General features: G+C 65.1%; 23 protein-coding genes, 2 pseudogenes and 1 riboswitch. Of the genes and pseudogenes, 12 read left to right on the top strand and 13 right to left on the bottom strand.

The window, feature by feature from the left end; all coding sequences use genetic code 11:
• The first annotated feature begins 4 nt into the window (after positions 1-4).
• Together CDOO_RS00540 and CDOO_RS00535 are read left to right on the top strand one after the other, a co-directional pair.
• Positions 5-568 (top strand): DNA-3-methyladenine glycosylase, encoded by a 564-nt coding sequence (locus CDOO_RS00540; RefSeq protein ID WP_018022877.1) that lies wholly within the window; start codon positions 5-7, stop codon positions 566-568.
• Between the two features lie 3 nt (positions 569-571).
• Positions 572-1084 (top strand): GNAT family N-acetyltransferase, encoded by a 513-nt coding sequence (locus tag CDOO_RS00535; RefSeq protein ID WP_245616230.1) that lies wholly within the window; start codon positions 572-574, stop codon positions 1082-1084.
• A 13-nt stretch (positions 1085-1097) separates the two neighbouring features.
• Here the strand turns inward: CDOO_RS00535 and CDOO_RS00530 are convergent, their stop codons facing one another.
• A complete protein-coding gene (locus CDOO_RS00530; protein WP_018022875.1) occupies positions 1098-1757 on the bottom strand; it encodes a DUF1801 domain-containing protein in 660 nt (219 codons plus the stop codon).
• A gap of 73 nt (positions 1758-1830) precedes the next feature.
• Here CDOO_RS00530 and CDOO_RS00525 point away from each other — a divergent pair, with 73 nt between their 5' ends.
• A complete protein-coding gene (locus CDOO_RS00525) occupies positions 1831-2886 on the top strand; it encodes an App1 family protein phosphatidate phosphatase (RefSeq protein WP_018022874.1) in 1056 nt (351 codons plus the stop codon).
• A gap of 217 nt (positions 2887-3103) precedes the next feature.
• On the opposite strand, the gene CDOO_RS00520 is transcribed toward CDOO_RS00525, so the two are convergent.
• Positions 3104-3454: a hypothetical protein gene (locus CDOO_RS00520; RefSeq protein ID WP_018022873.1), complete on the bottom strand. Its 351-nt coding sequence runs from the start codon at positions 3452-3454 to the stop codon at positions 3104-3106.
• Positions 3455-3510: 56 nt separating this feature from the next.
• Positions 3511-3629, top strand: a riboswitch (SAM riboswitch).
• A 16-nt stretch (positions 3630-3645) separates the two neighbouring features.
• Here CDOO_RS00520 and CDOO_RS00515 point away from each other — a divergent pair.
• From CDOO_RS00515 to CDOO_RS00505, 3 genes are all read left to right on the top strand, one after another.
• Entirely contained in the window at positions 3646-4155 is a 510-nt protein-coding gene (locus tag CDOO_RS00515; RefSeq protein ID WP_018022872.1) for a hypothetical protein, read from the top strand.
• Positions 4156-4234: 79 nt separating this feature from the next.
• Positions 4235-6118 carry a DNA/RNA helicase domain-containing protein gene (locus CDOO_RS00510; protein ID WP_018022871.1) on the top strand — a complete coding sequence of 628 codons (1884 nt, stop codon included), beginning with the start codon at positions 4235-4237 and terminating at the stop codon, positions 6116-6118.
• A gap of 57 nt (positions 6119-6175) precedes the next feature.
• A complete protein-coding gene (locus CDOO_RS00505) occupies positions 6176-9283 on the top strand; it encodes an exonuclease domain-containing protein (protein ID WP_018022870.1) in 3108 nt (1035 codons plus the stop codon).
• Positions 9284-9286: 3 nt separating this feature from the next.
• Here the strand turns inward: CDOO_RS00505 and ggt are convergent, their stop codons facing one another.
• From ggt to CDOO_RS00490, 3 genes are all read right to left on the bottom strand, one after another.
• Positions 9287-11161, bottom strand: coding sequence for a gamma-glutamyltransferase (gene ggt / locus CDOO_RS00500; RefSeq protein WP_026159486.1), 1875 nt, complete (start codon positions 11159-11161; stop codon positions 9287-9289).
• 35 nt (positions 11162-11196) lie between these two features.
• Complete coding sequence (locus CDOO_RS00495) at positions 11197-12258, bottom strand: hypothetical protein (RefSeq protein WP_018022868.1); 1062 nt, start codon at positions 12256-12258, stop codon at positions 11197-11199.
• 99 nt (positions 12259-12357) lie between these two features.
• Positions 12358-13233, bottom strand: coding sequence for a hypothetical protein (locus tag CDOO_RS00490; protein ID WP_018022867.1), 876 nt, complete (start codon positions 13231-13233; stop codon positions 12358-12360).
• A 370-nt stretch (positions 13234-13603) separates the two neighbouring features.
• Here CDOO_RS00490 and ald point away from each other — a divergent pair, with 370 nt between their 5' ends.
• Positions 13604-14662 carry an alanine dehydrogenase gene (ald, locus tag CDOO_RS00485; protein WP_026159485.1) on the top strand — a complete coding sequence of 353 codons (1059 nt, stop codon included), beginning with the start codon at positions 13604-13606 and terminating at the stop codon, positions 14660-14662.
• A gap of 132 nt (positions 14663-14794) precedes the next feature.
• On the opposite strand, the gene CDOO_RS00480 is transcribed toward ald, so the two are convergent.
• Together CDOO_RS00480 and amn are read right to left on the bottom strand one after the other, a co-directional pair.
• Positions 14795-15736, bottom strand: coding sequence for a hypothetical protein (locus CDOO_RS00480; RefSeq protein WP_018022865.1), 942 nt, complete (start codon positions 15734-15736; stop codon positions 14795-14797).
• 199 nt (positions 15737-15935) lie between these two features.
• Entirely contained in the window at positions 15936-17348 is a 1413-nt protein-coding gene (amn, locus tag CDOO_RS00475; protein ID WP_018022864.1) for an AMP nucleosidase, read from the bottom strand.
• A gap of 39 nt (positions 17349-17387) precedes the next feature.
• Here amn and CDOO_RS00470 point away from each other — a divergent pair, with 39 nt between their 5' ends.
• From CDOO_RS00470 to CDOO_RS00455, 4 genes are all read left to right on the top strand, one after another.
• On the top strand, positions 17388-17993 hold the full coding sequence (locus CDOO_RS00470; protein ID WP_018022863.1) for a GNAT family N-acetyltransferase: 606 nt from the start codon (positions 17388-17390) through the stop codon (positions 17991-17993).
• Between the two features lies 1 nt (position 17994).
• Positions 17995-18987, top strand: coding sequence for an esterase/lipase family protein (locus CDOO_RS00465; RefSeq protein ID WP_018022862.1), 993 nt, complete (start codon positions 17995-17997; stop codon positions 18985-18987).
• A 68-nt stretch (positions 18988-19055) separates the two neighbouring features.
• Positions 19056-19505 (top strand): hypothetical protein, encoded by a 450-nt coding sequence (locus CDOO_RS13110; RefSeq protein ID WP_018022861.1) that lies wholly within the window; start codon positions 19056-19058, stop codon positions 19503-19505.
• Between the two features lies 1 nt (position 19506).
• A complete protein-coding gene (locus CDOO_RS00455; protein ID WP_018022860.1) occupies positions 19507-19698 on the top strand; it encodes a helix-turn-helix transcriptional regulator in 192 nt (63 codons plus the stop codon).
• Here the strand turns inward: CDOO_RS00455 and CDOO_RS00450 are convergent, their stop codons facing one another.
• From CDOO_RS00450 to CDOO_RS00430, 5 genes and pseudogenes are all read right to left on the bottom strand, one after another.
• Complete coding sequence (locus CDOO_RS00450) at positions 19699-20526, bottom strand: Sir2 family NAD-dependent protein deacetylase (protein WP_018022859.1); 828 nt, start codon at positions 20524-20526, stop codon at positions 19699-19701. It lies immediately after the preceding gene.
• Between the two features lie 159 nt (positions 20527-20685).
• Positions 20686-21771 carry an IS3 family transposase gene (locus CDOO_RS00445; protein ID WP_245616269.1) on the bottom strand — a complete coding sequence of 362 codons (1086 nt, stop codon included), beginning with the start codon at positions 21769-21771 and terminating at the stop codon, positions 20686-20688.
• Positions 21720-21914: pseudogene (locus CDOO_RS14220) on the bottom strand (transposase); the annotation flags it as partial. The pseudogene CDOO_RS14220 and the gene CDOO_RS00445, both read right to left, overlap by 52 nt.
• 46 nt (positions 21915-21960) lie before the next feature.
• Positions 21961-22945, bottom strand: a pseudogene (locus CDOO_RS00435) (IS481 family transposase).
• Positions 22946-23057: 112 nt separating this feature from the next.
• On the bottom strand, positions 23058-23804 hold the full coding sequence (locus CDOO_RS00430) for an SDR family oxidoreductase (protein WP_020384645.1): 747 nt from the start codon (positions 23802-23804) through the stop codon (positions 23058-23060).
• Between the two features lie 13 nt (positions 23805-23817).
• Between CDOO_RS00430 and CDOO_RS00425 the strand changes: the two genes are divergently transcribed.
• Positions 23818-25287 (top strand): succinic semialdehyde dehydrogenase, encoded by a 1470-nt coding sequence (locus tag CDOO_RS00425; protein WP_018022301.1) that lies wholly within the window; start codon positions 23818-23820, stop codon positions 25285-25287.
• On the opposite strand, the gene bsaP is transcribed toward CDOO_RS00425, so the two are convergent.
• The gene (gene bsaP, locus CDOO_RS00420) at positions 25284-25505 is read right to left on the bottom strand and encodes a biotin synthase auxiliary protein BsaP (protein WP_018022302.1); all 222 of its coding nucleotides are present in this window, start codon (positions 25503-25505) and stop codon (positions 25284-25286) included. The genes CDOO_RS00425 and bsaP overlap by 4 nt on opposite strands.

The following is a 25505-nucleotide window of genomic DNA, read 5'->3' as shown; positions in this document are numbered from 1 at the left end:
CTGCGTGATCAATTTCGAGGACCCTGCCGATGTCGTCGCCCCGCAGCTGCTCGGTGCGACACTGACACACGCCGGCGTGACCATGCGCATCACCGAGGTGGAGGCCTACCTCGGCACCGGAGATCCCGCGGCGCACACCGCCCGCGGCATCACACCCCGCAACGCCGCGATGTTCGGTCCCGGCGGGCACATGTACGTGTACCTCTCCTACGGCATCCACCGCGCCGGCAACATCGTCTGCGCCCCGGAGGGCACGGGTCAGGGGTGTCTGCTGCGGGCGGGAGAAATTATCGACGGCCTGGATCTCGCCTACGCCCGGCGCGGCGACGTCCCCTTCCACCGCCTCGCCCAGGGCCCGGGCAACGTGGGCCAGGCCCTGGCCTTCGACCTCACCGACAATCACGCGACGGTCACCGGCCCGGACTTCGTGCTCACCGAGCGTGTCGAGGAGCCGGAGTGGGTACGTGGGCCGCGGATCGGCATCTCCAAGAACGTCGACGCGCTCTACCGCTTCTGGATCCCCGGGCACAAGACTGTCTCCGGGCGGCGAGGCCGGCCTAAGCTCTAGGTCATGACTGCCATGGAGAACGTGACGATCCGCCGGGAGACCGACGCCGACATCCCCGCCATCGAGGAGATCATCACCACCGCCTTCGCCGACGTCGAACACTCAGACCAGTCGGAGGCGGGCATCGTGCGCAGGCTCCGCGACGCCGACGCGCTGTCCGTCTCCCTCGTCGCCGTGGTCGACGGCCGTATCGTCGGGCACGTCGCGGTCTCCCCCGTCACCATCGAGGACGGCACCGGCGGCTGGTTCGGAATCGGCCCGATCGCCGTGGCGCCTGATGTGCAGGGCAAGGGCATCGGCTCCCTGCTCATGGTCTGGGCACTCGCGGCCCTGGACCGCGGGGACGCTGGCGGCGTGGTGGTGCTCGGCGAACCGGCCTTCTACCAGCGCTTCGGCTTTGTGCAGACCGAGCTGCTCACCTACCCCGGCCCGCCGCCGGAGTACTTCCGCGCCCGCAAGATCACGGACACCCGCTTTCCGTCCGGCGAGGTCAGGTACCACCCGGCTTTCGGCTAGCTGCCGGCGCGCCCTAACACCCCTGGCCCGGAGCGGCCTTCCACGCCTCGCGCACCAGCTCCTCCAGAACGTCCAGGTCCACGTCCTCGGTCTTGTTGATGTACACACAGGACACCGCGGCCTTGTACTTTCCCAGCTTCTTCATCAGCGGGCTCTCCTGCGGCAGGCCGTACAGCGAGATCGCGGCCTTGCGCGGGCTGAATCCCACCTTGAAGGTGTCGCCCTCTCGGCCGGTGGCGTACTCGTAGTGCAGCTCGCCGTAACCGATCATGGTGTCGCCCCACATTCGGGGCTCGGCACCCGTGGCCCGGCCGAAGAGCTCCAGCAGTTCCTTTCCGTGACGCACCCGGCGGGCGGACTCCAGGGCCGAGACGTAGTCGGCCGGGGAGGCGTCGCTAAGCCCTCCCGCGTAGTCCTCCGTGTTGACGCCGGTGTGACCCTCGGTCCACGTGGCGTCACGTTTCTCCGCCTTGGGGGCGCCGACCATCCGCCAACCGCGTTCCACGAGCGCGGCCTGGAGCCGCTCGAGGCCGCGCTTGCCCACGCCGTGCAGCTTGAGCAGTTCCTTGTAGTCCACCCCGTCGAGGGATTCGAGGTACGGGTAGCCTGCCTGGTTCAGTGCGTCGCGAGCGGGGCGGCCGACGCCCGGGATCTCGTCGAATCGGGTTGCCATAGTTACCAGTCTAAAACCAGAACCGGGTACGCGCTGGCTAACGTTTTCCCGCCCGGCACGTATTCTCGCAGTCATGGGATTTTCAGACCTCGTCCGCACCGCGGAAAACAAGATCAACGAATACGGCGTCCGGCGCAAGACCGCGGCCGGCTGGGTTCCCCAGATCATTCCGTACACCGGGTACGGCACGACGGAGCGCGTCCACGTCATCGGCCGCGTGCTGATGGACGACCCCAGCTTCTCCGACGCCAACGACACCAAGGTTCGACAGTCCGGAAGCTTCGCCTACGAGGCCCAGCGCGGTTACCGGCAGTTCTTCACCATTCAGGTCGGCGATCACCCCGTGCAGGTCAGGGTCGGTGACGTCAGCGTGGAGACCTTCACCGACTCCAACGGCTACTTCGACGTCTCCCTCGACCGCCACGGCCTCGAACCCGGCTGGCGCGAGGTCGACGTCACCGGCGAGAACGCCCGCCCGGTGAAGGCGAAGGTGCTCATCACCTCCCCCGAGGAGACCATCGGCCTCATCTCCGACATCGACGACACGATCATGGTCACCAACCTGCCGCGAGCGTTCAACGCCGCATACAACTCCTGGGTGAAGAAGACCAACAACCGCCAGCCCATCTCCGGCATGGCGGAGTTCTACCGGGAACTACTCAAGGACCACCCCAACGCCCCGGTCTTCTACCTCTCCACTGGCGCCTGGAACACCTTCTCCACGCTGGAGGACTTCATCGCCGACGAGGGCCTGCCCCAGGGTCCCCTCCTGCTCACCGACTGGGGGCCGACCCCGACCGGCCTGTTCCGCAACGGTTCCGAACACAAGAAGGTCCAGCTGCGCAACCTCGTCATCGACTACCCCAACGTCAGGTGGATCCTCGTCGGCGACAACGGCCAGCACGACCCCCTCAACTACGGCGACCTGGTCATCGAGCACCCCGACGTGGTCACCGGCATCGCGATCCGCGAGCTCACCCCCACCGAGCACATGCTCTCCCACGGCACCATGAGCTCCCTGACCGGCCCTCCCCGCACCAACCGCGAGGGCGTGCCCACGATCTACGGCCCCGACGGCCGCGCGCTGCTTCGCGAATACCGCAAGGCCCCCTTCGTCCCCGGGAAATAGAAGGACGCTTCTCGACGGGCGCTTGCCCCGTGGTTCGCTTCGGCCGGGCCAGGTCTGCGGACCCCCGTCTGCGTTGGTCTTAAGGACGCCTTCCTCAAGCACGCGGTCTTGGCAAGACCATCGGAGGCGGCACATCGCGACTGTTGGTCTTAAGGACGCGTTCCTAAGACGGCGAGCTTTCAGAAGGCGCCCTTAAGACCAACGCCCTGAGCCGGCACTAGAACTCGAGCTGCCCAGCCCGAGGCATGCCGCCGCCACCCTCGCCGTACTCGGCGATCTCCAGGTAGGACGGCTTGTCGTCGTCGATGAACAGTAGCACCACGGAGTTGAACCCCTCGGCGGACAACACGGTGCGCGGGCTGGACTCGGGGGTCGGGCGGCCGTCGAAAAGCAGCTGCACCGAGGGGCACATGCCGCAGGGGCACGGCTCGCCCTGGCTGAGCTTGTCGACGCCCTCCAGCCAGCCGTTTCGCCGCGCAGCGTCGACCTCGCCGCCGTCGAAAAGCTTTGCGTTGGTGATCATCGCGGTGATGACATCGCACTGTTGCGGGGTGAGGGGTTTGAACATGCCCCGAAGACTAGCACTAGACAGCTTGGTCTATGGTGTGCTATGGTCTCGACCACGATCAAGAAGTTCGGCTATCAGGCCCTCAGCTCACGCCGACTGGCAACCGCGAATCGCTCACGGTGCCCCTGAGGGAAGATCGGCTGCGCGGTCATCCGACCGGGCGGAAGAATGCGATCTCAAGGAGCTTTCCCTTGTCCACTTTCACCATGTTCCAGCGCTACATCGACGATCACCTCAACGAGGCCCCCGACGATTGTGCGTTCTTCAAGTCCGGCCACAAAGTCCACTGGATCCAGACCAAACAGGGGCTACAGAAAAACACGTTCCGCCCGGCCGAGATCATCGCCGTCGACGGAAACTGGATCACGGTTGAATCCGACGAAGTAATCCACCACCAGTGGAACCACTCCACCCGCGCCATCGCCCAGCTGGTCGACGCCCTGCTCCGTGACGGCAACCTGGAACTCCAGCACTCCGAGCGCTACTCCATGATGATCGGCTTCGACCGGAGTCAGGATGACGGGGTTACGAAGCTGCGCCACCCGCTCTGTCTCTCGAGTGAGCCCTCGGACTGCTCCGGCCCGGTCGAGCCCGGGACCACCGCCTCGGGAATGGATCTGACCGATTTCATCCAACGCACTATCGAAAACGGCGGCGGCATCTTCCCGATCGAGCCGCTGGAGGGGCAGGGGCGGGAGTAGGGCTCGGGTAAGCTGTCGGGGAAACTCAGGGTCCGGCGGCTCGACAGGATGCGGACGGGCATGACACGAAAGAGGACTTGTGGCCGAACTCAACCTGCGCGCTCGAACCGTGGTCAGGGGCTTCCCGTACACCAGCGAAGCGCTGGCCGCGTTCCTCGCGGAGGTTGCACAGGACACTTTTGAGGTGCGATCGCTCCTGCTGAACTACCCCACCGTCTACATCATCTACGCGAATACACCGGACGGGTACAAGGTCTACGTCGGTGAGACCAACAGCTTTGAACAGCGCACCCGCACCCATCTGCTCTCCGACCCCCGGCTGATCGACAATGTCCGGCTCAACATCGAGAGCGGGGAACTCCTCCCCGAGAACTTCACCGCTCGGCAGAGGGCCTCTCTCAAGTGGCAGACCTTCCGTGACAATGACACCACCATCGTGGTCATCGGCCACACCCTGTTCAACAAATCCCTGACCCTCGACATCGAGGATCGACTGATGCTGTTCATGTCGGCTATCGACGATGTCGATTCCGCCGAACTCGGTATCGAGATGCAGAACGGTCGCCGCAACATTCAAACCGATTACTTCCCCCGGGCGTACGCGGAGGAGACGTTCCAACAGATCTGGCGAGGGCTCCGCAAGCACGACAAGAAACTGTTCCCTCTCGAGCGCCTCGTGCGGGATTCGGCTCTGTTCAAGGCATCGCCCTTCCACCGACTCAACGAGCAGCAGGTGTCCGCCAAGCTTCGCATTCTCGACGCCGTCAATCAGGCGCTCGTCATCGAGGAGGACCACCGTGAGCAGACGAAATCTGAGCTGGTCCTCGTCGAAGGCGGCGCGGGCACCGGCAAGACCGTGCTGCTCAGCAGCGTCTTCTACGACATCCACCAGGAGTTCTCGGACGGTGCGGCGCTGGCGCCCGAAGACGGTTTCGACACCTATCTTCTGGTCAACCACGACGAGCAGGTCCGCGTCTACCAGGACATCGCGGAGAAGCTCGGGATGGGCAACAAGAAAAACCCGCTGGTGATGAAACCGACCAAGTTCATCAACGAGCACCAGCGCAGCGGGAAGATCGCCGACGTCGTCCTTGTCGACGAAGCCCACCTGCTGTGGACCCAGGGCAAACAGTCCTACCAGGGCAAGAATCAGCTCATGGACATCCTGTCCCTGGCCCGGGTGGTCGTCGCCGTCTTCGACCCGATGCAGGTCCTGGCCGGCAATCAGTACTGGAGCGAGTCGGAGCTGGGCGAGCTCCGCACCCGGGCCGGTGAGAAAAATGTCATTCCCCTCACCCAGCAGATGCGGATCGACTCCGACGGCCCGGCAGAAACGTGGATCAACGACCTGGTGTCCCGGGGTGTCGTCAACCCGATCCCCACGAACGACAGGTACCGGATCGAGGTCTTCGACTCTCCGGAGCTGCTGCATGAGAAGGTGCGGGAGAAGTCGGGCCAGGGCAGCGAGATCGAGAAGGGCCTCTCCCGACTGATCGCGACCTACGACTGGAAGTTCTCCTCGGGCAAGTCCACACCTGCGGACAGCGACACCTGGGACGTGGTCATCCCCGATCAGAACTTCCGCCTCCCGTGGAACAACCAGGGTCGCTACACCCGGGCCGAGAAGAAGCTGTCCTGGGCCGAGCGTCCCAGCACCGTGGAGGAGGTGGGCTCCATCTTCACCATCCAAGGTTTCGACCTCAACTACGCCGGAGTGATCATCGGCCCCTCGGTCCAGTACCGCGACGGACAGATTGTGTTTGCCAAGTCCGAAAGTCAGAACCCCAATGTGGTCAACCGCCGCAAGGTCGTTCTGGGTGGAAAGGAAGAGAGGCTCGACGTGAGCGAGTCGTTGCTGAGGAACCAGCTCAACGTGCTGCTGACCCGGGGCGTTCGCGGCGTGGGCATCTACGCCGTGGACAGGGAACTGCGGGAGGCGCTCCTGCACGCCGCCGGGGCTTAATCCCGTTTTCGAACATTCCCGGCGACGGTGTCCACCCAGACTCGTATAGTTCGGCGCATGCCTTTGACACCGCACCCGGTCGCCGTCCTCGACGTTGAGACCACCGGATTCTCCAAGTCCGATCGCATCATCGAGGTCGGCATCGTCACTTTTGACGACAACGGCAACGAGGAGAGCCGCTTCGAGTCCCTCATTCAGCCGGACCGGGCCATTCACAACTCGTTTGTCCACCACATCACACCGGCGATGGTGGCCCGTGCGCCGCATTTCGATGAAGTAGCCAGTCGCGTCGCCGAGCTCATTAACGGCCGTGTCATCGTGGCCCACAATGCATCTTTCGACGCCAGAATGCTCAACCAGGAATTTGCTCGTCTCGGTCACCCGCTGCCACCGGCTGCGGCGTGGGTGATCGACACGATGAGGTTGTCCAAGCTGCTCCTTCCCGGCTCCCCCTCCAAACTTTCCGACGCTCTCGCCCTATCCGGTATTCGGAATGAAGCCGCGCACAACGCGTTGGCCGACGCAGTGGCCACCGCATCGCTGTTCTACGAGCTGGTTGATCGCGGTGCCCCCGTCGCCGCTGAGCCCCTCGAAGTCGATCGAGCGCTTCTTCAGCTCGAAGGCGCCGCGGTGCTTCCCCGTCCGGTTCGTACCGGACAGCCGGAAACAGACGCGTACCAGCAGCTTCTTATTTCGGCGCTTGACGACGGTGTGCTCACCGATTCCGAACTCGAACTCCTCGTCTCCAAGGCATCCGCTCTCGGGCTGACCCGCGAGGAAGCTACGAGGATCCACGAATCGATGATCAAGCGCATGGCCATCACCGCCTGGGCTGACGGCATTCTCACCGGGGAGGAGGAATCCCTGATCAGACGTGCAGCCGAGTCACTCGATGTGGCTGCGACTGTCGTCGACAAGCTCCTGTCCTCCTCGCGTGGACTATCTCAGGTAGCGCTGGTGCCTGGCGGGCGCATCTCCTTCACCGGCGAGCTGGAGATGCCTCGCGAGTCCTGGGAGCAGCGGGTTGTTGCACTGGGTTACTCAGTCGGCGGGATCACGAAGCAGTCCTGCGCACTGGTCGCCGCAGATCCCGAATCACGGAGCGGAAAAGCGAAAAAAGCCCGCGACTACGGTGTCCCCATCATCTCCGAACCCGAACTGGCGCAGTTGATCGGAGACCACCCGGTGACGCAGGGCGAGGGAGCGGACATCTACGTCGACGAGCCCGCGGAGAACCCGGATTTCACGGGCATTTTCCCCTGGTTCGGTGAGGCGACCAACGATCTTTCCGTGTTAGTGAACTCCTGGGTAAACCGGTTCTCCACGCTCCCTCTCGCGGAAATCTCCCCGCGCCTGAACACTGGCCATATTCCGGAGGGAATCGATCAGAGTCGAGTGGCCATCCGTCGATGGTTCAACCGCCACCCGCAGCCACTGGCGGCCGCGGTAATCGATCTCCGTGACATAGCCGGCCTCGGCGCTAAGAGCATCAGCGATATCGTGCACGCGGTCATGCTCAGCGCGACCGATGGGGTCGAAGAAACAGATCAGCTTTCTTTCCCAACCAATCCATTTGTCACCGAGGATGTCCTCGCTGACGAGCCCGCGCCCGTTGTGCCTTCCGATGAATCACGTGTGTTCGACTGGCTGGCCCTCGTCAACGGTGGTCTCAGCGACGTCCTCTCAGACGCGCCCGATGAAATCCTCCTGGCCGAGCAGCGGTTGGGAGACCGAGCCACGGCCACACGAGAACGCCTCGCACGAGATGTCGCGGCGAAGATCGCCACCATCCTCGACTCGGACACACGCTTTGGCGATATTGCCGCCTCCCGGGTGCTCACCGATACAAAGACCCTGGAAGAGGTCGGTGAGACCTGGGGTGTCACGCGCGAAAGAATCCGACAGCTGGAGAAACGGGTCCGGGCTGAGATCGCGGACGCTCTCAATCTCCACTCCGCCGCACTCCCCCACCGGGTAGATCGACCAGTGCGCAAGGCAGACTTCCTGGCCGCCAACCCTGACCTTTCCATCCCCGTAGAACCCGGTTTCACCCTTTTTGACTACCTCATTGCCCACTCGATCTCGATCCACCTGCGGGACGGCTGGGTGGAATCGACTACTGCCCACGCTGAGCTCACGGAGGCTGCGACATCCAAGGCAGACAGCTACGGGGTCGTTTCCTGGGAGGACTTGGACGACGTCGGGCCTGCTGACACCAGCGATCGCGCAGACTGGGTTGCTTCGCTCCTGCCCGGATCGGAGCTAAGGGATGGTCTCCTCTTCACCCGCACCAGGAGCATCGGTGATCGGGCAGCGGCTGTGCTTTCCGTCGCTGGCAAACCGATGACGGCAGAAGAGCTCATTGAGTCCATCAGCCATGGAAACGTCGCATATCTGAGCAACGCCATGTCCTCTGACGAGCGCTTTCACCGGATCAAACAAGGGACGTGGGCCCTGGTCGAGTGGGGCGGAGCCGAATACACCACAGTGGTGGACTTTATCGCCCAGCGAGTCGACATCGACGGGAGTTATCCCTTGGACGCTCTATTGGCAGAAGCCCGGGAGACCGGTATCGCTGAGGCCACCGTGCGCACCTACTGCTCCAATGGTGAGTTTGCCATTGAGGACGGGTTGGTCACCCGCAACAGCGAGACGGTGGTCGCGGAGGCAAACCCAGAAGAGCACGCCGCGATGTACTTTCGGGACGGGACCTGGCAGCATCTCATCACCGTCAATCACGACCACCTGCGCGGTTCCGGCTTCTCCGTCCCGCGCAGCCTGGCGGGCCTGTTCGAGCTGTCACTATTGGAGAAAAAGACGTTCTCCTCCCCGCTCGGTGAGCAAGTGCTTGCCTTTGGCAGGACCAACGCAACGACAGGATCTATCCGCCGATTCCTTCAGGAACTGGGCTCGAAGCTAGGCGACCGCGTCTGGGTGCGTTTTGACCAGGACGGAACTTTCACGATCGAGCCGGCGACAGATCGCCAGACTTCTACGGGTGTGGCTGAACTGCTCAACTACTGCGCCACGGATGACCGGGGCGACGACCTCGCGACCCTAAACCTCGCGCTCGGGCTTGCCCCTGGCGCGCCTCGCCGCCGGACTGTCTCACGATTCAATCATCGGAGGGAAGAAGACATCGCGAACCTTGTCCGCGACCTCTAGCCCCTAACGCCCCAGCACCGCACCCTCCCGGCGCGGATCCGCGCCACCGACGATGTTGTCGCCGTCCACGACCAGCGCACCCAACCCGCTGGTCATCGGATCGGTGACCACGGTGTGCCCACGCTCCTCCAGCCCGGCCTGCAGCGAGTCCAGCGATCCCGGGTGCTCCCCACCGATGGCCGTCTGCGGCTTGTTCAGGGCACCGAAGTTCGGACTCGCGACGGCCTCCTGGGGATCCGCGCCCCAGTCGATGAGTTGGACCAGGGTCTTGATCACGTACTGGATGATGAGCGACCCGCCCGGCGAACCCAGCGCCATGTTCAGCTCGCCCTCGGGTCCGAACACGAGCACGGGGGCCATGGAGGAACGCGGGCGCTTGGCCGGTTCGACTCGGTTGGCGACGGGCTGGCCTTCGTCGTTAAGCGGTTCCGCGCTGAAATCCGTGAGCTGGTTGTTCAACAGGAAACCGTTGACCATGTGGAAGGAGCCGAAGGCCGCCTCGACGCTGGTGGTCATGGACGCGGCGTTGCCCTCCGCGTCGATGATGCTGATGTGCGAGGTTCCGTGCTCTGGGAGGTCCTCGGCCGACACCAGGTCAAGGCCGGGTTTGGCCGTCCCCATGGAGTGCGCGGGGTCGATTTCCGCGTATCGACGTGCCAGATACGCCGGATCGAGCAACTGCTCCACCGGGACGTCGACGAATGCCGGGTCAGCGACGTAGGCGTCCCGGTCGGCGTAGGCCAGGCGCTCGGCCTCGGAGATGAGGTGCACTGCCTCGGAGTCGGGGATGCCGTTCTCGTCGGGAGCGAGGGTCGCGAGATCGGCGTGGTTGAGCATGCCGAGGGTCTCCAGGACCGCGATGCCGCCCGAGGAGGAGGGCGGCATGGAACACACTTCGCGGTCGCGGTAGTTCCCGCAGAGCGCCTCGGTGGCGGCCGGCGTGTATCCGGCGAGGTCCGCGGTGGTCAGCAGGCTCGGGGTGCGCCCGCCGGTCTCGTCGCTCGCCGCGGTGACGATGTCCGCGGCGAAGTCACCGGTGTAGAAGGACTGCGCACCCTGGTCGGCGATCATCGCCAAGGTCTCGGCGTACTCGGGGTTGACCAGCGTCTCACCCGCCTCGCGGGGCTGGCCCTCGTCGAGGAAGTAGTCCGCGGCCTCGGGATCGAGCTTGAGATCCTCGGTGGACTCGGCGATCAACGAACCCAGACGCGGGCTGATGGTGAACCCGTCGGTGGCCGTCTGCCGGGTCGAGTTAAACAGCTCGGACCACTGCTTCTCACCGTGCTCGGACTGCACCAGGTCGAGTGCGGCGACGATGCCGGGGACGCCTATCGAGCGGCCCGAGCGCTGCGCATCCGGGGAAGCGCCGAGGAGGTAGTTTTCATCGGCGGCCAGCGGGGCGACCTCGCGGCCGTCGATGGCCGTCTTCTCACCGGTCTCGGCGTCGTAGTAGAGGATGTAGCCACCGCCGCCGATTCCCGACGACTGCGGCTCCACCAGCCCAAGCATCGCCTGGGCCGTGACAAGCGCGTCCGCCGCCGTTCCGCCGTCAGCGAGGACCCGGCAGGCGGCCTCGGTGGCGAGCGGGTTGGCCGTGACCGCCGAGTATTCGTGATCGGTAGTGGCCTCCAGGCCCTCCCGGAAACCGGTGCCGGCCTCCGGGTTCGTGGCGATGTCCCCGCTTGCGCTGGAGTTCTCGCCGCTCGAGCTGACGTCGACGTCGCTGGCGTCGCAGCCCGTCGGGTCGGCGGGTTCGGAGGCGACGGTGGTGCCGGTCGCTCCGCTTTCCGCGGCGGACTGCTCTTCTGCCGGCGAACAAGCTGTGACGCCGAGCCCGAGCGCGACCACCACGGCGGGGAGACATGTTTTTCGGTTCATTAGTTCACAGTAGCGAACAGTGACCGGGAACACACCTAGTTCACGGTGTAGGAGTAGCACTTCGGTTGACCCAGCGGCATGCCCGTGTCCGAGGGGAACATGCAATCACTCACGTCGAAATTGAGGGTGACATGCTGGCCGACCAGTTCCGAACCCGCGCTCGGGTCTTTTCCGCTGAGCAGCACCATCTTGGCCTCCTGGGTCACCGGACCCTCGGGGTTGCCTGATTTCGGAGCCGCCAGCTGGACCGGTGAATCCAGGACCAGAATTGTGAACTTCTTGTCGGGCCCCTCTCCGTTCGGAGTCCCGTTCAGCCCCTGGAACTGAGCCAGTTCCGGCGCGTTGAAGACCCTCACGGTTCCAGTGAGCGCAGTGCCCGACGCCGCCGGCGCAGCGGGCTCCGCCTGGGGAGCCGGGGCTGCCTGCGCCGCCGCGACGGTGGGAACAAAGGCCTCCAGCGGCGCGCGGTCCGCGACCGGGGAGAACGTGATGGCCTGCGCCTCCGGGGAACCCGAGACGGGGGCCTGGATCGACTCACCGGTCTGCGCAAGCGTCTGTCCCTGCAGCGCCCAGGTGTCCAGCCGCTGCATGGACTCGATCGAAAACCCCCACGCCTGGTAGATCCGGTCGCCGGAGGCTGCCGCAAGCACCGTGACACGTTCCCCGCCGGCACCGGCAGCAGCGTTCAAGAGCGTCTCGACGGGCGCGGTCACCGAGTCGCAATCCACCGCGCTGAAAACCCGCACCGGGTTGTAGTTTTCTTTGTCTCCGGCTTCGACAAGCAGCTCGGGTACGTCGTCGCCCGTCATTTCCACCAGGGCGTAGGAGTACTCGCCGGCGAAGCCGGACGGGCGGGGGTTCTGGAACTCGTAGGCACCGGGGTTGTCCAGGATCTGCGAATATGCCGCGATTCGTCCCTCAGTGTCGCAGCCAGCCGTGCCCTCTGCCGGCGCAGAAGAGGCAGATGCCTGCGTCGAGGTCGCGTCCGGGCTTGCCGACGTTTCTGCTGCCCTACTGCTGGAGAGGAAATACGTCCCGAAGAAGGCGATCACCGAGGCGATCAGACCCAGGACGGCGATCTTGACTGGGGTAGTCATCCGACAATTTCCCTCCATAGTTTTCCCTTGTTCCAGGAATTAGACCACAGGAGGTAGCCCGGTACCGACCAGATCGGGGAATTCTCCCCGCGCCAAGGGTTAACCAGCCTTAAGGGTTCCTCCCGTGCAGCGCGGTTGTCCCAGTGGGAAGCTGATGTCCGACGGCCACCCGCAGTCATTCCGGTTCGCGGCCAGCGTCAAGTGCTGGCCCTCGAGGCCGAAACCTCTGACGTAATAGGGCTCGGACGGCCCTCCCCGCTCGCCGAGACCGATGATGGTCGCCGTCTTCTGGTCGGGCACGGACGGGCCACCCGACGAAGCCGCAGTGAACATCGTGGCCTCGTCGAGTACGAGAACTGCGAACTCCTGTTTTTCGGTCTCACCGTTGGGGGTGCTCTCAAACCCCTGGTAGTACGCGAGTTCGGCCGCGTTCATGACCCGCACCGTGCCAGAGACGACGTTGTCGGCCGCGGCAGGCGCGATGCTGGGCGCGGGCGCCGTCGCCGGTTGATCCCCTGCCAGGGTCGGCTCCAGAGCAGCGAGCGGCCCGCGGTCGGAGAGGTCGAACCACTCCAGCGGAGAGAAGGTCGTGGTGTCATCGAGAGGCAGATCCAACTTCTCCCCCGTGGACACCAGATTCTCGCCACTCATCGCATAGGCCTCCGCCTGGTACGTCGGGCCGACGGACTGCCCCGTCAGCTGGAAGATCCTGGTTCCGTCAAGGGCCGCATAGACATGGGCGCGCTCCCCGCCGGCGGTGGCCACAAACGTGAGAAGGGTCTGCTCCGGGGAGACGACGTTGACCCCGTCCGTGGTGGTGAAGACCCGGACAGGATGTTTGCCGTTGCCACCCTCCGCCTCCAGGAGCAGTTCCGGGATCTCGTCCCCGGCCATCTCTACGAGTGAGTACCGGTACGCGCCGGTGAGGGCATAGTCATCACCACCGGGGAACTCCTGCCCTCCCCGGATGATCAAGAATCGAGGAATACGTTTCCACGACATCGTCCCGGGAGGGCGCTCCGGCCCCGGAACTCACGGGCGGAATTTCTGTCGACCTGGTGCTGGAGAAGTAGTACGCGGTGGCAAAGGCCACGGCTCCCAGTACGACCGCGAGGACACCCGCGAGCACGATTTTCACCGTAGTAGTCATGCGGCAACTCCCGACCCGAGAAAAGTGGATGCTGTCCCGGAAATTAGAACACAGGACTTCGCGAAATTCCTTCGCCCGAGGGGACCGCTCCCCCGCTCATCCGGTGCGACGGACGGAAGCGGTGGCAATGATCGTCGATAAGCGGCGCCTAAAACAGTTATCCTGGTAGTTACCGCACAGAAAGGATCCCCCGCCATGATCATTGGTTGCCCCCGTGAAGTGAAAAACAACGAGTTCCGCGTGGCGCTGACGCCCGCCGGAGCCCTGGAACTGGCCAAACGCGGCCACACCGTCCGGGTGGAGGCCGACGCCGGCACCCCCTCCGGGTTCAGCGACGAGCAGTACGCGGAGACGGGGGCGACGATCGTCGAGACGGCCGCCGAAGCCTGGGACGCCGACCTCGTGGTGAAGGTCAAGGAGCCGCAGCCGAGCGAGTTCGGGTTCATCGACACACAGATCCTCTTCTGTTACCTCCATCTCGCCGCCGAGCCCGAGGTCACGCGCGCGCTGCTCGACACCTCCGTCACCGCGTACGCCTACGAGAACGTCACCGGCACGAGGGGCTTTCCCCTGCTCGCACCGATGAGCGAGGTCGCCGGTCGGCTGGCCACGCAGGTAGGCGCGTACCACCTCATGGGCCCGCTCGGCGGCTCGGGAATCCTCATGGGCGGCGTGCCCGGCACCGCGCCCGCGAAGGTCGCGATCATCGGCGGCGGTGTCGCGGGAGAATCCGCCGCGCGCATGGCCGCGGGACTCGGCGCGGAGGTCCGGCTGCTCGACGTCAACCTCGACCGGCTCCGGGAAATCTCGGCCCAGTACGGCACCGCCGTGCAGACGCTGGCCTCCAATGAGCTCACCATCGCCGAGACCGTCGCCGACGCCGACCTCGTCATCGGCTCGGTGCTCATCCCCGGTGCAGCGGCCCCGAAGCTGGTCACCAGCGAGATGGTGTCGACGATGCGCGACGGATCCGTCCTCGTGGACATCGCCATCGACCAGGGCGGATGCTTCGAGGGCTCCCACCCCACCACCCACGACGACCCCACCTTCGAGGTCGACGGCAAGATCTACTACTGCGTCGCCAACATGCCCGGCGCGGTACCCCGCACCTCCACGGTCGCGCTGACCAACGCGACGCTGCCGTTCCTCATGCAGCTGGCGGACGGGAATCCGGATGAGCACCTGACGGCGGGACTGAACGTGCGTGACGGCCGCATCGTGCACGAGACGGTGGCCCGGCATTACGGGTCCTAGGTTGTGGGGTGAGGCGTAGTTCGGAAAACCAACAGTGAGAAAGGGCGCGCCCTTTTGCACTCTTCGCCGAGTTGTTTGCAAAAGGGCGCGCCCTTTCTCACTTTGTCTTTTCCGCACTCAGGCCCGATCGACCTAGGCCACAACGCCGGGCCCATCGGGCCCATAACGATCGAGCAGCTCCCCCACCGTCTTCAGAAAGTTGCAGGGGCCAGCGCCATTACTCTGCAGGTCGAGCCAGCCGAAGCGGGCCACAATGTATCCCTGCCTCTGAATCGCATTCTCCCGGAGCCGCTCCTGCCGCAGGACCGTGTCCACAGGTTTGCCAAAAGTTTCTCCGTCATACTTGAACTCTCCATCGAGCTCACCCACCAACCATCGGTTGATCAGAAGGTCAAGGCGCACCCGCGTGCCGTCAGGCAAGACGACCTCCACCTGTTCCTGCACCGTCCGGACCAACGGGTTGTCCCATTGGAGGAGTTTCACCCGGGCCAGCGACTCAAGCGGGCTCTCGGCGAGCCCGGTGGCCAGCCCAATAGCCGTCCGCGACTGAGTAATGCCGCGGGCACGGCCCAGGTTGTCGAGATGCTGCGCCAGTTCCTCCAATCGAAGTCCATGGTCCCGGATCGCAGAGTCCATGACGACAACCCCCTCCTCCACACCGTGGTAGCGCGCCACATCGAGGACGGTCCTCGGAATCGTTGTCGCCCGGTATCCGCCGAGGTCGACAACCTCCTCGGGCAGGACGAGGCTGCGTCGGTACCGGACGTTCTCGGGCCAGGTCTTACGCGGGGGCGCCTGAAGATGGTTGACGTAACTCAGCTCCACGACAGAGCTAGAGCTGGAGACGCTGAGACCGTGCGCCCGGGCGGCGCTCAGCGAGCAGAGCGCTGCCCGGTCCGCAGCTTTGGCAAAGGCGATCGCCCGTGTCGTTGCTCTTTCCCAGGGCTTCTGATTATGGAGTTCGGCGACCGGAACCGCGATCTCGGGGGCCAGTCGGACGAGCCGACCGGTGCGGAGTTGTTCTCTGACGTGAGTGTCTCGGCGGCTGAGGCGGCGGAGGTCGACGTATCGCATGCGGTCATCGTGGTCGGTGCCGCCGGATCGTGCTCGAGGCCCTGTGGATAACTGGGCAGCGTCCTATTTTCAGTGTCTGGCCTGTGGAAAACGAACAGTGAGAAAGAACGCGCCCTTTTGCACTCTTCTTCGAGTTGTTTGCAAAAGGCGGCGACCTTTCTCACTGTTGGTTTTCCGAACAAGGCCAGCCAGCAACCCCCTACCTGAACGGCACCTCCCCCATCGCCCGCCGGAGCTTGCGCGTGCGCAGCCGCTCGGGGTCGGAGGCCAGGCGTTCCATCGCCGAGACCGCGCACATCATGTGCGCCTCCTTCGAGGACTCATAGAAGGCTTGCGCCTGGGCGGGCAGCTTGGGCACGGCGTGCAGCGGCAGGTCGGAGACGGAGAGCAGGGTCCCGTAGGGGACGCGGTAGCGGTAGCCGTTGGTGGCCAGCGTGCAGGATTCCATGTCGACCGCCGCGGCCGTCGATCCGCGCAGCCAGCCCCACAGTTCGCGGGGGGTCTGCCATTCCCAGTTGCGGTCGCCGGTGGAGATGACGGTGCCGGTGCGCATGAGGGACTTGTCGCCACCGAACACCTCCGACACCGATGCCTCGAGCGCACGCTGAACCTCGGGAACGGCCGGGATGGGCACGGTGTGGGGAACACGCTGGTCGAGGATGTGGTCAAAGCGCTGGTAGGCGTTGCCCAGGATGAGGTCGCCGATGCGCATGCGTCCGTCGAGACCTGCGCAGTGGCCGATCATGATCCACGCTTCCGGTCGCAGCACGGCGAGGGAGTCGGTGATGGTCTTGGCGTTGGAGGGGCCCACGCCGATGTTGATCATGGTGATGCCGTCGCCGTCCTCGGTGATGAGGTCGTAGCGCGGCATCTGGAAGGGCGATTCGAGCGTGAGGTCCTCGATCTCCTGCTCGGAGCCGCGTGAGAGTGTCTCGCCGACGGGCAGCCTGAGCCCGACATAACGGGAGGACGGGTCCCGGAGCTGTGCCAGGCCGAACTTCACAAACTCGGTGGTGTGCATGGCGTAGTTGGTGAAGAGGATGTAGCGCTGGCAGCTGGCGGCGTCGATGCCCGTGTAGTGGGCGATGCGCGCGCAGGCGATGTCGAAGCGCTGCGGCCCGAAGTGCAGCAGCGGCTTCTCCTCGCCGTGGAAGGCGTCCCAGTCTCCGTCGACGATGGCGTCGTGGACGTCGTCAAGCGTGGGTCTGGGCACGGCGTGCGAGCGCCTGGCCTCGGAGATGTCACCGATTCCGCTGATGTACTCCGGCGGGATCTTGGTGCTGGAGGGGCCGACGTAGATGTCGCAGGGGTAGTTGCCGGTCAGGCGCGTGAGCTGCGCGCGCAGGTAGGGCGCCATCATGGCCGGCCGGGAGATCTCGGCGGAGTAGCGGCCAGCCTCGTCGACGTAGCCGAAAGGCTCGGAGCGGTCGATGGGGCGCCACTGCTTCACGTCCACGACCAGCTTCGGGTACGTCACGTGCACGTAGTCGGAGTATTTCCCGCTGGCGATGGTCGCCCGCGCCAGTTCGCACGAGGCCTCGTAGAGTTCGATGAGCCTATCGACGCCCCTCTCAGCCGATTCGACCAGTTCCAGCGGGTTGTTGTGCTCCATGCCCGCCACCCTAGTGCGGCCCGGAGTACCTTGTTGGGGGTGAGATCCACCGACCGCATCGTCCCCGCCCGCCTCGACTCCCCCGAGGCCAGGCCGCTGGTTGACGACCTCCGCGCCTTCTACGACGAGCTCTACGCCGACTATCACGGTTTCGAGGAGGTCGAAGGCGCCCCGAACGAGCTGGACATCTTCCCTCCGGAGATGTTTGAGCCTCCCTGCGGCGGCATGCTGCTCATCCTGCGCGGCGAGGAGACGGTCGCGGGCGGTGCCTTCATGTACCTCGACGACCTGACGGCCGAGGTCAAACGTGTGTGGACCTCCCCGGAGCACCGCGGGGAGGGGCTGTCCCGGGTGGTGATGGCGGCACTCGAGGAGGAGATCGCGGAGCGGGGATACCGCTACGTGTACCTGTCGACGGGCCCGCGACAGCCCGTCGCAAAGCGGCTCTATCTCTCCCTGGGATACACACCCCACTTCGACCTCGCGGTCGATCCGGAGCTGATCGGCGAGCTGTCCTTCGAGAAGGATCTCGTGCCGGGCAACGGTGGGGTGGCCGAGCACCCGGGTAGCGAGCACCAGCGGGAACTGCAGCGCCGCGCCCGGCAGTGGCGCCCTGCCCCGCATTCGCGATTGAGCGGGGCCTGAGATGGCCCGCGATCCGCTGGCAGAACTGCGCGGCCAGCTCATCGAGCGCCTGAGCAAGGTCTGGGGTTACGACTACAAGGAGCAGGCCAGCCTCATCGTCCCCGATGCGCTTCGCGATCACGTGGATGCCGTGCAAACGTCGACGCTGCCGGAGCGGATTGTTGATGAGATCGTCGAGAAGCTCGATGCCGTTGACGTGGCTCTCACCGAGATGGGTGAGGACGAGTCGGAGTCCCTGCCGCTCATCGCCAGGCTGCGCCCGCGCGGGCACACCGAGGACAACTGGACCGCCCGGCCGAGCGAGGGGCGTCCGTGGCCGGTGATCCTCGTCCACGGGACCGGTGACACCCCGGGTGTCTACCAGGAAATGGCCCATGAGCTGCGCGGAGACGGCTGGGCCGTGTTCGCCCCCGGGTACGGCCAGCGCGCGACGCGACCGCTGCAGGAGTCCGCCCACAATGTCGGCGCGTACATCGACGCGGTGCTCAAGGAGACCGGGGCCGAGAAGGCCATCGTTGTCGGCCACTCGCAGGGCGGGCTGGTGGTGCGTTACTGGATGCGTTTCCACGGCGGCGCGGCGAAGGTGCATCACCTCGTGTGCCTGGCCACCCCGAACCACGGGACCACGATGGGCGGGGTCATCTCTCCGCTGATCAAGTCCAAGCTCGCGGAGGATCTCGTCGACTCCCTGGTGAAGTCGTGGTTCGGGCCGGCCGGGTTTCAGCAGGTCATCGGCTCGCCGTTCATCGAGGCACTGAATGACGGCGGTGACCTTGACGAGGAGGTCGAGGGTTACACGTGCATCGCCACCCGGTCCGACTCCGTCATCCAGCCGCCGGAGACGTGTTTCCTCAAGGGCGAGAACGTGCGCAACCTCTGGGTGCAGGACCTGGAGCCGCGGGCGGTCATCCTGCATGAGGACATGCCGCGGGACAAGCGGGTGCGCAGACTGGTGATGGCGGTGCTGCGCGGGGTGGCGCTGGCCGATAAGTAAAGCAGCCTTGACAGTCAAGTTCACCTGACAGTAAAGTTTGCTTTACCTACTCCGAAAGGATCCCCGTCATGACCCGCTCTCGCTTCGGTAGGCCCCGCTTCGGCGGATCCACCGGCATCCTCCTCGCCCTCTCCGCGCTCACCGGGCTCGTGCTGGGCGCCGGCGTCGCCTGGCTCATCGCCACCCTCGCCGACCTGCCCGCCGAGTGGATGCTCATCTACGCCGCGTTCATCGTCCCCGTTCTCTGCGCGCTGGCCTGGGCCTTCATGGTCGACCGGGACACCATCGCCGGCGCCACCCGCTCCCCCGAGGACAGCATCGAGACCGACTGGCTGCACCGCGCTTCCGCGGGGGCCCTCACGGACACGTTCGCCGCCATCGGCCTCGCACTACTGGCACTGACGATCCTCGGCGACCGGGTGTCCGTCAGCGCCGAGAATGCGCTGCTGGCGGTATTCGCCGTCGGCTTCATCGACGTGGCGGCGCGTTACCTGGTGCTGAAACGGAAGTTCTCCTGAGATGAGGAACTACCTCCCCGAGGCCCGGAAGCGACTGGGCTGGTCGCAGCAGCGTCTTGCCGACGAGCTGGGGGTCTCCCGCCAGACCGTCATCTCGATCGAAAAGGGCCGCTACGACCCCTCGCTGCCCGTGGCCTTCCGGCTGGCGGCGGCCTTCGACTGCCCCATCGAGGACCTGTTCACGCCTGAATAGCTACAGCCCCAGCTCGTCCAGCAGCGCATTAAACGCCTCGGCCACGCCGATCCGCCACAGCACGTCGACCTTGTCGTCCGCGCGCCCCGGCCCGCCGTTGATCACGGCGACCTGCTTGCCTGCCCGGCGCGCGTCGATGACAAACTTGTAGCCGCTCATCACCGCGAGGGAAGACCCCGCGACCAGCAGCGACGTCGATTCGGCCAGCAGTTCCGAAGCCGCTTCTCGACGGCCCCCGGGCACCGATTCCCCGAAGTACACCACGTCCGGCTTCAACCGCAGCGACCCGCAGCGCGCACACCCCGGCATGACAAAACGCTCCACCAGTTCCTGCGGCAGCTCAACGTCGCCGTCGGGGTTGACCATGTCGAAGGTGACCCGTGCGGACTCAAGGTAGCCGGGGTTGGTGTCCGCCAGCCGCTGATCAAACCCCGCGCGCGGCTCGGAGAATCGACAGTCCAGGCACACCACGCTGGACATGTCACCGTGTAGTGGCAGCACCCGCGCAGATCCGGCGGCCTCGTGCAGCCCGTCGACGTTCTGGGTGACTATGCCGCTGACACACCCGGCGCGCTCGAGCTCCACCAGCGCGTGGTGGGCGCGGTTCGACCGGGCCTGCGCCATCGCCCGCCAGCCGACGAAGCTGCGCGCCCAGTAGCGGTGCGCGGCGGCGCGGTCGTGGAGGAACTCCTGGTAGGTCATCGGCCGGCCCTTGCGCAGCTTGCCGCGTTCGCCCCGGTAGTCCGGGATTCCGGAGTCGGTGGAGACGCCGGCGCCGGTGAGGACCATGGCCGGGCCGGAACGGAGTTGGTCAGCGATGCGTCGCAAAGCGAGATCCGGTGGAGTGGGCTCGGCCTTTTCAGCGACAACCCGGGCTATCGATCTCAGCGCGGATTGGTGCGCGAGTTCGATGCCCGGGTCGTCGAAGGTACTCACTGTCGTGAGTGTAGGTGTTAGCTGTATGAAGCGTCCTGGTTTTCGTTCCGCTTATTGAACGCCCAACGGGTGGGCGTGTGATTGTTGATAGTAGGCGTCTTCCATCTCTTGTGGAGTGATGTATCCCAATGACTCGTGCAGGCGATGGTTATTCCACCAGTACACCCAGCGAAGGGTCGCGATCTCGACTTCCCCAACCGACGCCCACGGCCGGTGGGGATAGATCAGCTCGGTCTTGTATAGACCGTTGACCGTTTCCGCCAACGCGTTGTCGTAGGAATCGCCGACGGTGCCAACGGACGGATCAATCCCAGCTTGAGCAAGCGCCTCACTGTAACGAATGGACACGTACTGCGAGCCGCGGTCGCTGTGATGGACAAGTCCTTCAGCACGGAGATCACCTGCGTGATAAAGAGCATGCTCAAAAGCCTCAAGAGGCAGCTCATCGGTGCGCATGCTCGCCCTGGTGGCAACCCCGACAATCTTGCGGGAGTACGCATCGGTGATGAACGCGGTGTACGCAAACCCCGACAGGGTACGCACGTAGGTGATGTCAGCGACCCACAGCCGGTGCGGCGCTGACGCGGTGAAGTCACGATTGACCAGATCAGGACGACAATCCGGGACATCAGCCCGAAGCGTTGTGATCGGAGTGCGGCCCCTTCTGCGGCCTTGGATGCCGGCGAGTTTCATCAACCGTGCCGTCTGATCACGACCGATGTCCCAGCCGGCGCGCTGCATGGCCTTCCACATCTTGCGTACCCCGTACACGCTGAAGTTGTCCTCGAAGACTTTCACCAATTCGGGGATAAGCAGCGCGTCTGACAAGCTCCTGGCCGACGGGGCTCGTGTTTTCGCTGCTCGGTAGCCACGAGAGGTGATAAACCCACATTCTGTCTGCCTTAACGTGCGACAGATGGCCTCGACCCCGAAGCGATCGCGATACGTGTCGATGTATTCGATCATCTTCTGGTGGGACGGTCGAGTTCCGCTGCGAAAAAAGCTGAAGCGGTCTTCAAGATCTCGTTTGCCCTGCGCAGCTCTTTGTTCTCTTGCCGCAGACGCTTCAGTTCGTCGTCGACCGACTCGCCAGTGCTCCGCTGAACGTCGGGGGACGCTTTGACAGGTTTCAACCAGTTGTTGAGCGTGTGCGCCGAGACGCCGAGCTTCTCGCCGATCTCCTCCGCCGCCGCCCACTTCGAGCACCCCTCAAGCTCAACGAGCTCCTCGGCTAACCGCACCGCCTTGTCCTTGAACTCGTCACTGAACTTCCTAGGCATGGTCCAATCCTCCTCTAGAAACGATCGGAACTAAACCCAGGACACTTCAGTACTGACCGGGGAGGTTAGTTAACCGGGTGATCGGTGGCTGACCTCCGCACGCGGAATGGGGTCGGTGGTGATTGTAATCATGCAACCACCGACCCAACGTGTTTCTGCGTTCCTGCTCCGACAGGTAATGCCGGGCATAGGCCCACCCGTCGGTCAGGGTGCGATGAAACCGCTCAATCTTGCCATTGGTCTGCGGCCGGTACGGCCTGGTCCACTTCGGGGTGATCCCCACATCCCTGCAGGTCTGCTGCCATAGTTTCGACCGGTAGGCAGCACCGTTGTCACTGATCACCCGCTCCACGGTGATTCCACGCTGATCGAACCAGGCTGTGGCCCGTTGCAGTACCCCGACCGCGGTGACCGCTTTCTCGTCGTCGTGGATCTCGGCGTAAGCCACCCTCGAGTGATCATCGATGACGGTGTGGACGAAACAGTGCCCCATCAACGGCTCGTGATAGCGGTTGCGGGGTTTGCCCGGGGTTGCAGCCCGGTGGCGATCGCCCTGGCGCTTGCCGACGTATCGCCATCCACCACCGTCAGGGATGTTGCCGAACTTGGTGACATCGACATGGATCAGTTGGCCGGGACGGTCGTGTTCGTATCGGCGCACCGGCTCGCCGGTGGCCCGGTCGGTATACGACAGGCGATGGAGTTGACACCGTTTCAGGATCTGGTGCGCGGTCGAGGGGGCGATCCCGCACAAAGCGGCCAGCTGCACAGGCCCGAGGCGTTTACGCAGACGAAGTGACACCACCCGCTTGACCACGTGCAGGGGTGTCTTGTTCGGGCTGGTGTGCGGTCGGGAGGAGCGATCCTGCATGGTTTCGCCGGCGCGGTAGCGCTCGGCCCAGCGTTTGACGGTGGGCCAGGAGCACTGGAACCGGGCGGCAACCTCGGAGATGGGATGACCGTCGTCGACGACGAGCTTGGCGACTTTCAGACGGTGACGGGGGGGTCAGGGCTGCGTTAGCATGAGACATCGAAGACCTCTTGTGTGGCTGGGTTGGATTAGAGCACTTCCCATTCCACACGGGAGGTCTTCGTCATGTCACCGGATCACACAGATCCGACCAACGTCTCCGGTCAGTACAGTTAGCCCGCGATGAAGCGGTTGACGAGCCTGCCGAGTCGGGTGGGGGCGAGGGAGCCGAGGGCGCCGAGGACCTTGTCCTCCGGGGAGACGCCGTAGTGGACCTTGCCACGCTCGTAGAAGTTGGACGGGTTGACCGCGTCCCAGACCACATCAGCGACCTGCTCCGCGGTGATCTTCACTCCGAGGCGACGGATGCTGGCGGCGTCGTTGGCCGCGAGCGGCGTCTTCGCCCAGAGCGGCATGAGATCGACCACGCGGATGCGGTCCTTCTTCCACTCCAGGTTGAGCGCCTCGGTGAGGCCCTTGACGTAGAACTTGGTGGCGGAATACGCGGTGATCCCGGGCTGACCGTAGATGGCGGACGCCGAGCACATGCTCAGCAGGTGGCCGCCACCCTTGAGGTAGCGGTGCGCGGCGTGGGCGCCGAGCGTGACGCCGAGGACGTTGACGTCGATGATGCGCTTGAGCGACTCCGGCGACTCGTCCTGGAGCGGGCCCTGGACGATGATGCCGGCGTTGTTGTCCACGACGTCGATGTGGCCGCCGGTGTGCGCCGCGAAGTCGGCGAGGGCGCGTTCCCAGTTGTCGGCGTCCCGGACGTCCAGCGTTCCGGTGACGAGGTTCTTGTGGTCAAAGGTGGCCGGGATGATGTCGTATGCGCCGACCAGCCATCCCTCGTCGAGGAATCGCTGAGCCACCGCCTTACCAATTCCGCTGGCGCCGCCCGAAATGAAGATTGATTGCATAAGCTGTGATCCTATGTCACACATCACAGTCACCGCACCCGCTTCCGGAGAAATTATTTCCGAGGTCCCGATTTTCACCACCGACCAGGTCACCGACGCCTTCGACCGCTCCCGCCGCGCACAGAAAAAGTGGGCCGCCTCGCCGGTCAGCGAGCGCCGGGAAATCCTCCTGCGCTACCACGACCTCGTGCTTGAGCGTCAGGACGAGCTTCTCGACGTCATCCAGAAGGAGTCCGGCAAGAGCCGCATCAGCGCCCACGAGGAGATCCTCGACAACGCCATCACCGCCCGCCACTACGCCAACCGCGCCGCCGCCCTGCTGCGTCCCAAGCGCGCGAAGGCCACCCTTCCGGTCCTGACCACCACCCATGTCGAGCACGCCCCGATCGGTGCCGTCGGCATGATCTCCCCCTGGAACTACCCCCTCGTGCTGGCCATCTCCGACGCGATCGCCGCGATCATGGCCGGCAACACCGTCGTGCTCAAGCCCGACTCCAACACCCCGCTCACCGCACTGAAGGCCGCCGAGCTGCTCACGGAGGCCGGGCTTCCCGACGACGTCTTCCAGGTCACCCCCGGCCCGGGCAGCCAGGTCGGCCAGGCCATCGCCGAGCAGTGCGACTTCCTCATGTTCACCGGCTCCACCGCCACCGGCCGCAAGCTCGCCGCCATCGCCGGCGAACGCCTCATCGGCTTCTCCGCCGAACTCGGCGGCAAGAACCCGCTCATCGTCGCCCCCGACGCCGACATCGCCCGCGCGGCCCGGGGCGCGATCCGGGCATGTTTCTCCAACTCCGGTCAGCTGTGCATCTCCATCGAGCGCATCTACGTGCACCGCGACGTCGCCGATCAGTTCACGCGCGAATTCGTGGACAACGTCAAGGCCATGCGGGTCGGTCCCGGAAACGACTGGGCGCTGGACATGGGCTCGCTCATCTCCGCCGAGCACCACGAGACCGTCTCGGAGTTCGTCGAGGACGCCAAGGCCCAGGGTGCGCGGGTGCTCACCGGCGGCGAGTCCCTCGGCGGCAACTTCTACGCCCCGACGGTGCTGACCGACGTCCCCCCGACCGCCCGCGTCTACCGCGAGGAGGTCTTCGGACCCGTCGTCTACATCCAGGTCGTCGACTCCCTCGACGAGGCCGTCGAGCAAGCCAACGACACCGACTACGGCCTCAACGCCTCCATCTGGGCCACCCCCTCCACCGGCCGCGCCCTGGCGAGCCGCATCGAGGCGGGAACGGTCAACGTCAACGACGGTTACATGGCCGCGTGGGCCTCGATGCACGCCCCGATGGGCGGCTGGAAGACCTCCGGCGTCGGCCGCCGGCACAGCGACCACGGCCTGCTGAAGTTCACCGAGGCCCGCACCGTCGCCGTGCAGCGGTTCATGCCGCCGACCGGCCCGGAGTGGATGGACCGCAAGCAGTTCGCCGGTCTCGCCGCGGGTGCCTTCAAGGTGGCCAAGCGGATCCTGCCCTAGGGCTGCCGGCTGCGTTCGGCCTCGGCCGAGCTCTGCTCCCCGTGGCGCGAGCACGTCGCCGTCCAGCCCATGGGGTTGATGCGCACCACCATCCGGCGGCCGCAGTGCCCGCAGAATCGCGGAGCCTCGAGCCCGGCGCGCGCCGAAGGCGACCACTGCGGGGCCGGGCCGTCGAGAAGCGAGGCCCCCGTGAACGGGTCGAACCTGGGCTGATCCAT

The organism is Corynebacterium doosanense CAU 212 = DSM 45436 (assembly GCF_000767055.1).
Lineage (GTDB): Bacteria > Actinomycetota > Actinomycetes > Mycobacteriales > Mycobacteriaceae > Corynebacterium > Corynebacterium doosanense.
This window is presented reverse-complemented; position numbering and strand designations above follow the sequence as displayed.

Coding starts and splice junctions, on each gene's coding strand:
- ggt (WP_026159486.1), bottom strand. CDS start 11,161: ATGAACCGAAAAACATGTCTCCCCGCCGTGGTGGTCGCGCTCGGGCTC.
- CDOO_RS13110 (WP_018022861.1), top strand. CDS start 19,056: ATGACCCGCTCTCGCTTCGGTAGGCCCCGCTTCGGCGGATCCACCGGC.
- CDOO_RS00525 (WP_018022874.1), top strand. CDS start 1,831: ATGGGATTTTCAGACCTCGTCCGCACCGCGGAAAACAAGATCAACGAA.
- CDOO_RS00530 (WP_018022875.1), bottom strand. CDS start 1,757: ATGGCAACCCGATTCGACGAGATCCCGGGCGTCGGCCGCCCCGCTCGC.
- CDOO_RS00465 (WP_018022862.1), top strand. CDS start 17,995: ATGGCCCGCGATCCGCTGGCAGAACTGCGCGGCCAGCTCATCGAGCGC.
- CDOO_RS00535 (WP_245616230.1), top strand. CDS start 572: ATGACTGCCATGGAGAACGTGACGATCCGCCGGGAGACCGACGCCGAC.
- CDOO_RS00505 (WP_018022870.1), top strand. CDS start 6,176: ATGCCTTTGACACCGCACCCGGTCGCCGTCCTCGACGTTGAGACCACC.
- CDOO_RS00425 (WP_018022301.1), top strand. CDS start 23,818: ATGTCACACATCACAGTCACCGCACCCGCTTCCGGAGAAATTATTTCC.
- CDOO_RS00455 (WP_018022860.1), top strand. CDS start 19,507: ATGAGGAACTACCTCCCCGAGGCCCGGAAGCGACTGGGCTGGTCGCAG.
- ald (WP_026159485.1), top strand. CDS start 13,604: ATGATCATTGGTTGCCCCCGTGAAGTGAAAAACAACGAGTTCCGCGTG.
- amn (WP_018022864.1), bottom strand. CDS start 17,348: ATGGAGCACAACAACCCGCTGGAACTGGTCGAATCGGCTGAGAGGGGC.
- CDOO_RS00480 (WP_018022865.1), bottom strand. CDS start 15,736: ATGCGATACGTCGACCTCCGCCGCCTCAGCCGCCGAGACACTCACGTC.
- CDOO_RS00495 (WP_018022868.1), bottom strand. CDS start 12,258: ATGACTACCCCAGTCAAGATCGCCGTCCTGGGTCTGATCGCCTCGGTG.
- CDOO_RS00520 (WP_018022873.1), bottom strand. CDS start 3,454: ATGTTCAAACCCCTCACCCCGCAACAGTGCGATGTCATCACCGCGATG.
- CDOO_RS00430 (WP_020384645.1), bottom strand. CDS start 23,804: ATGCAATCAATCTTCATTTCGGGCGGCGCCAGCGGAATTGGTAAGGCG.
- bsaP (WP_018022302.1), bottom strand. CDS start 25,505: ATGGATCAGCCCAGGTTCGACCCGTTCACGGGGGCCTCGCTTCTCGAC.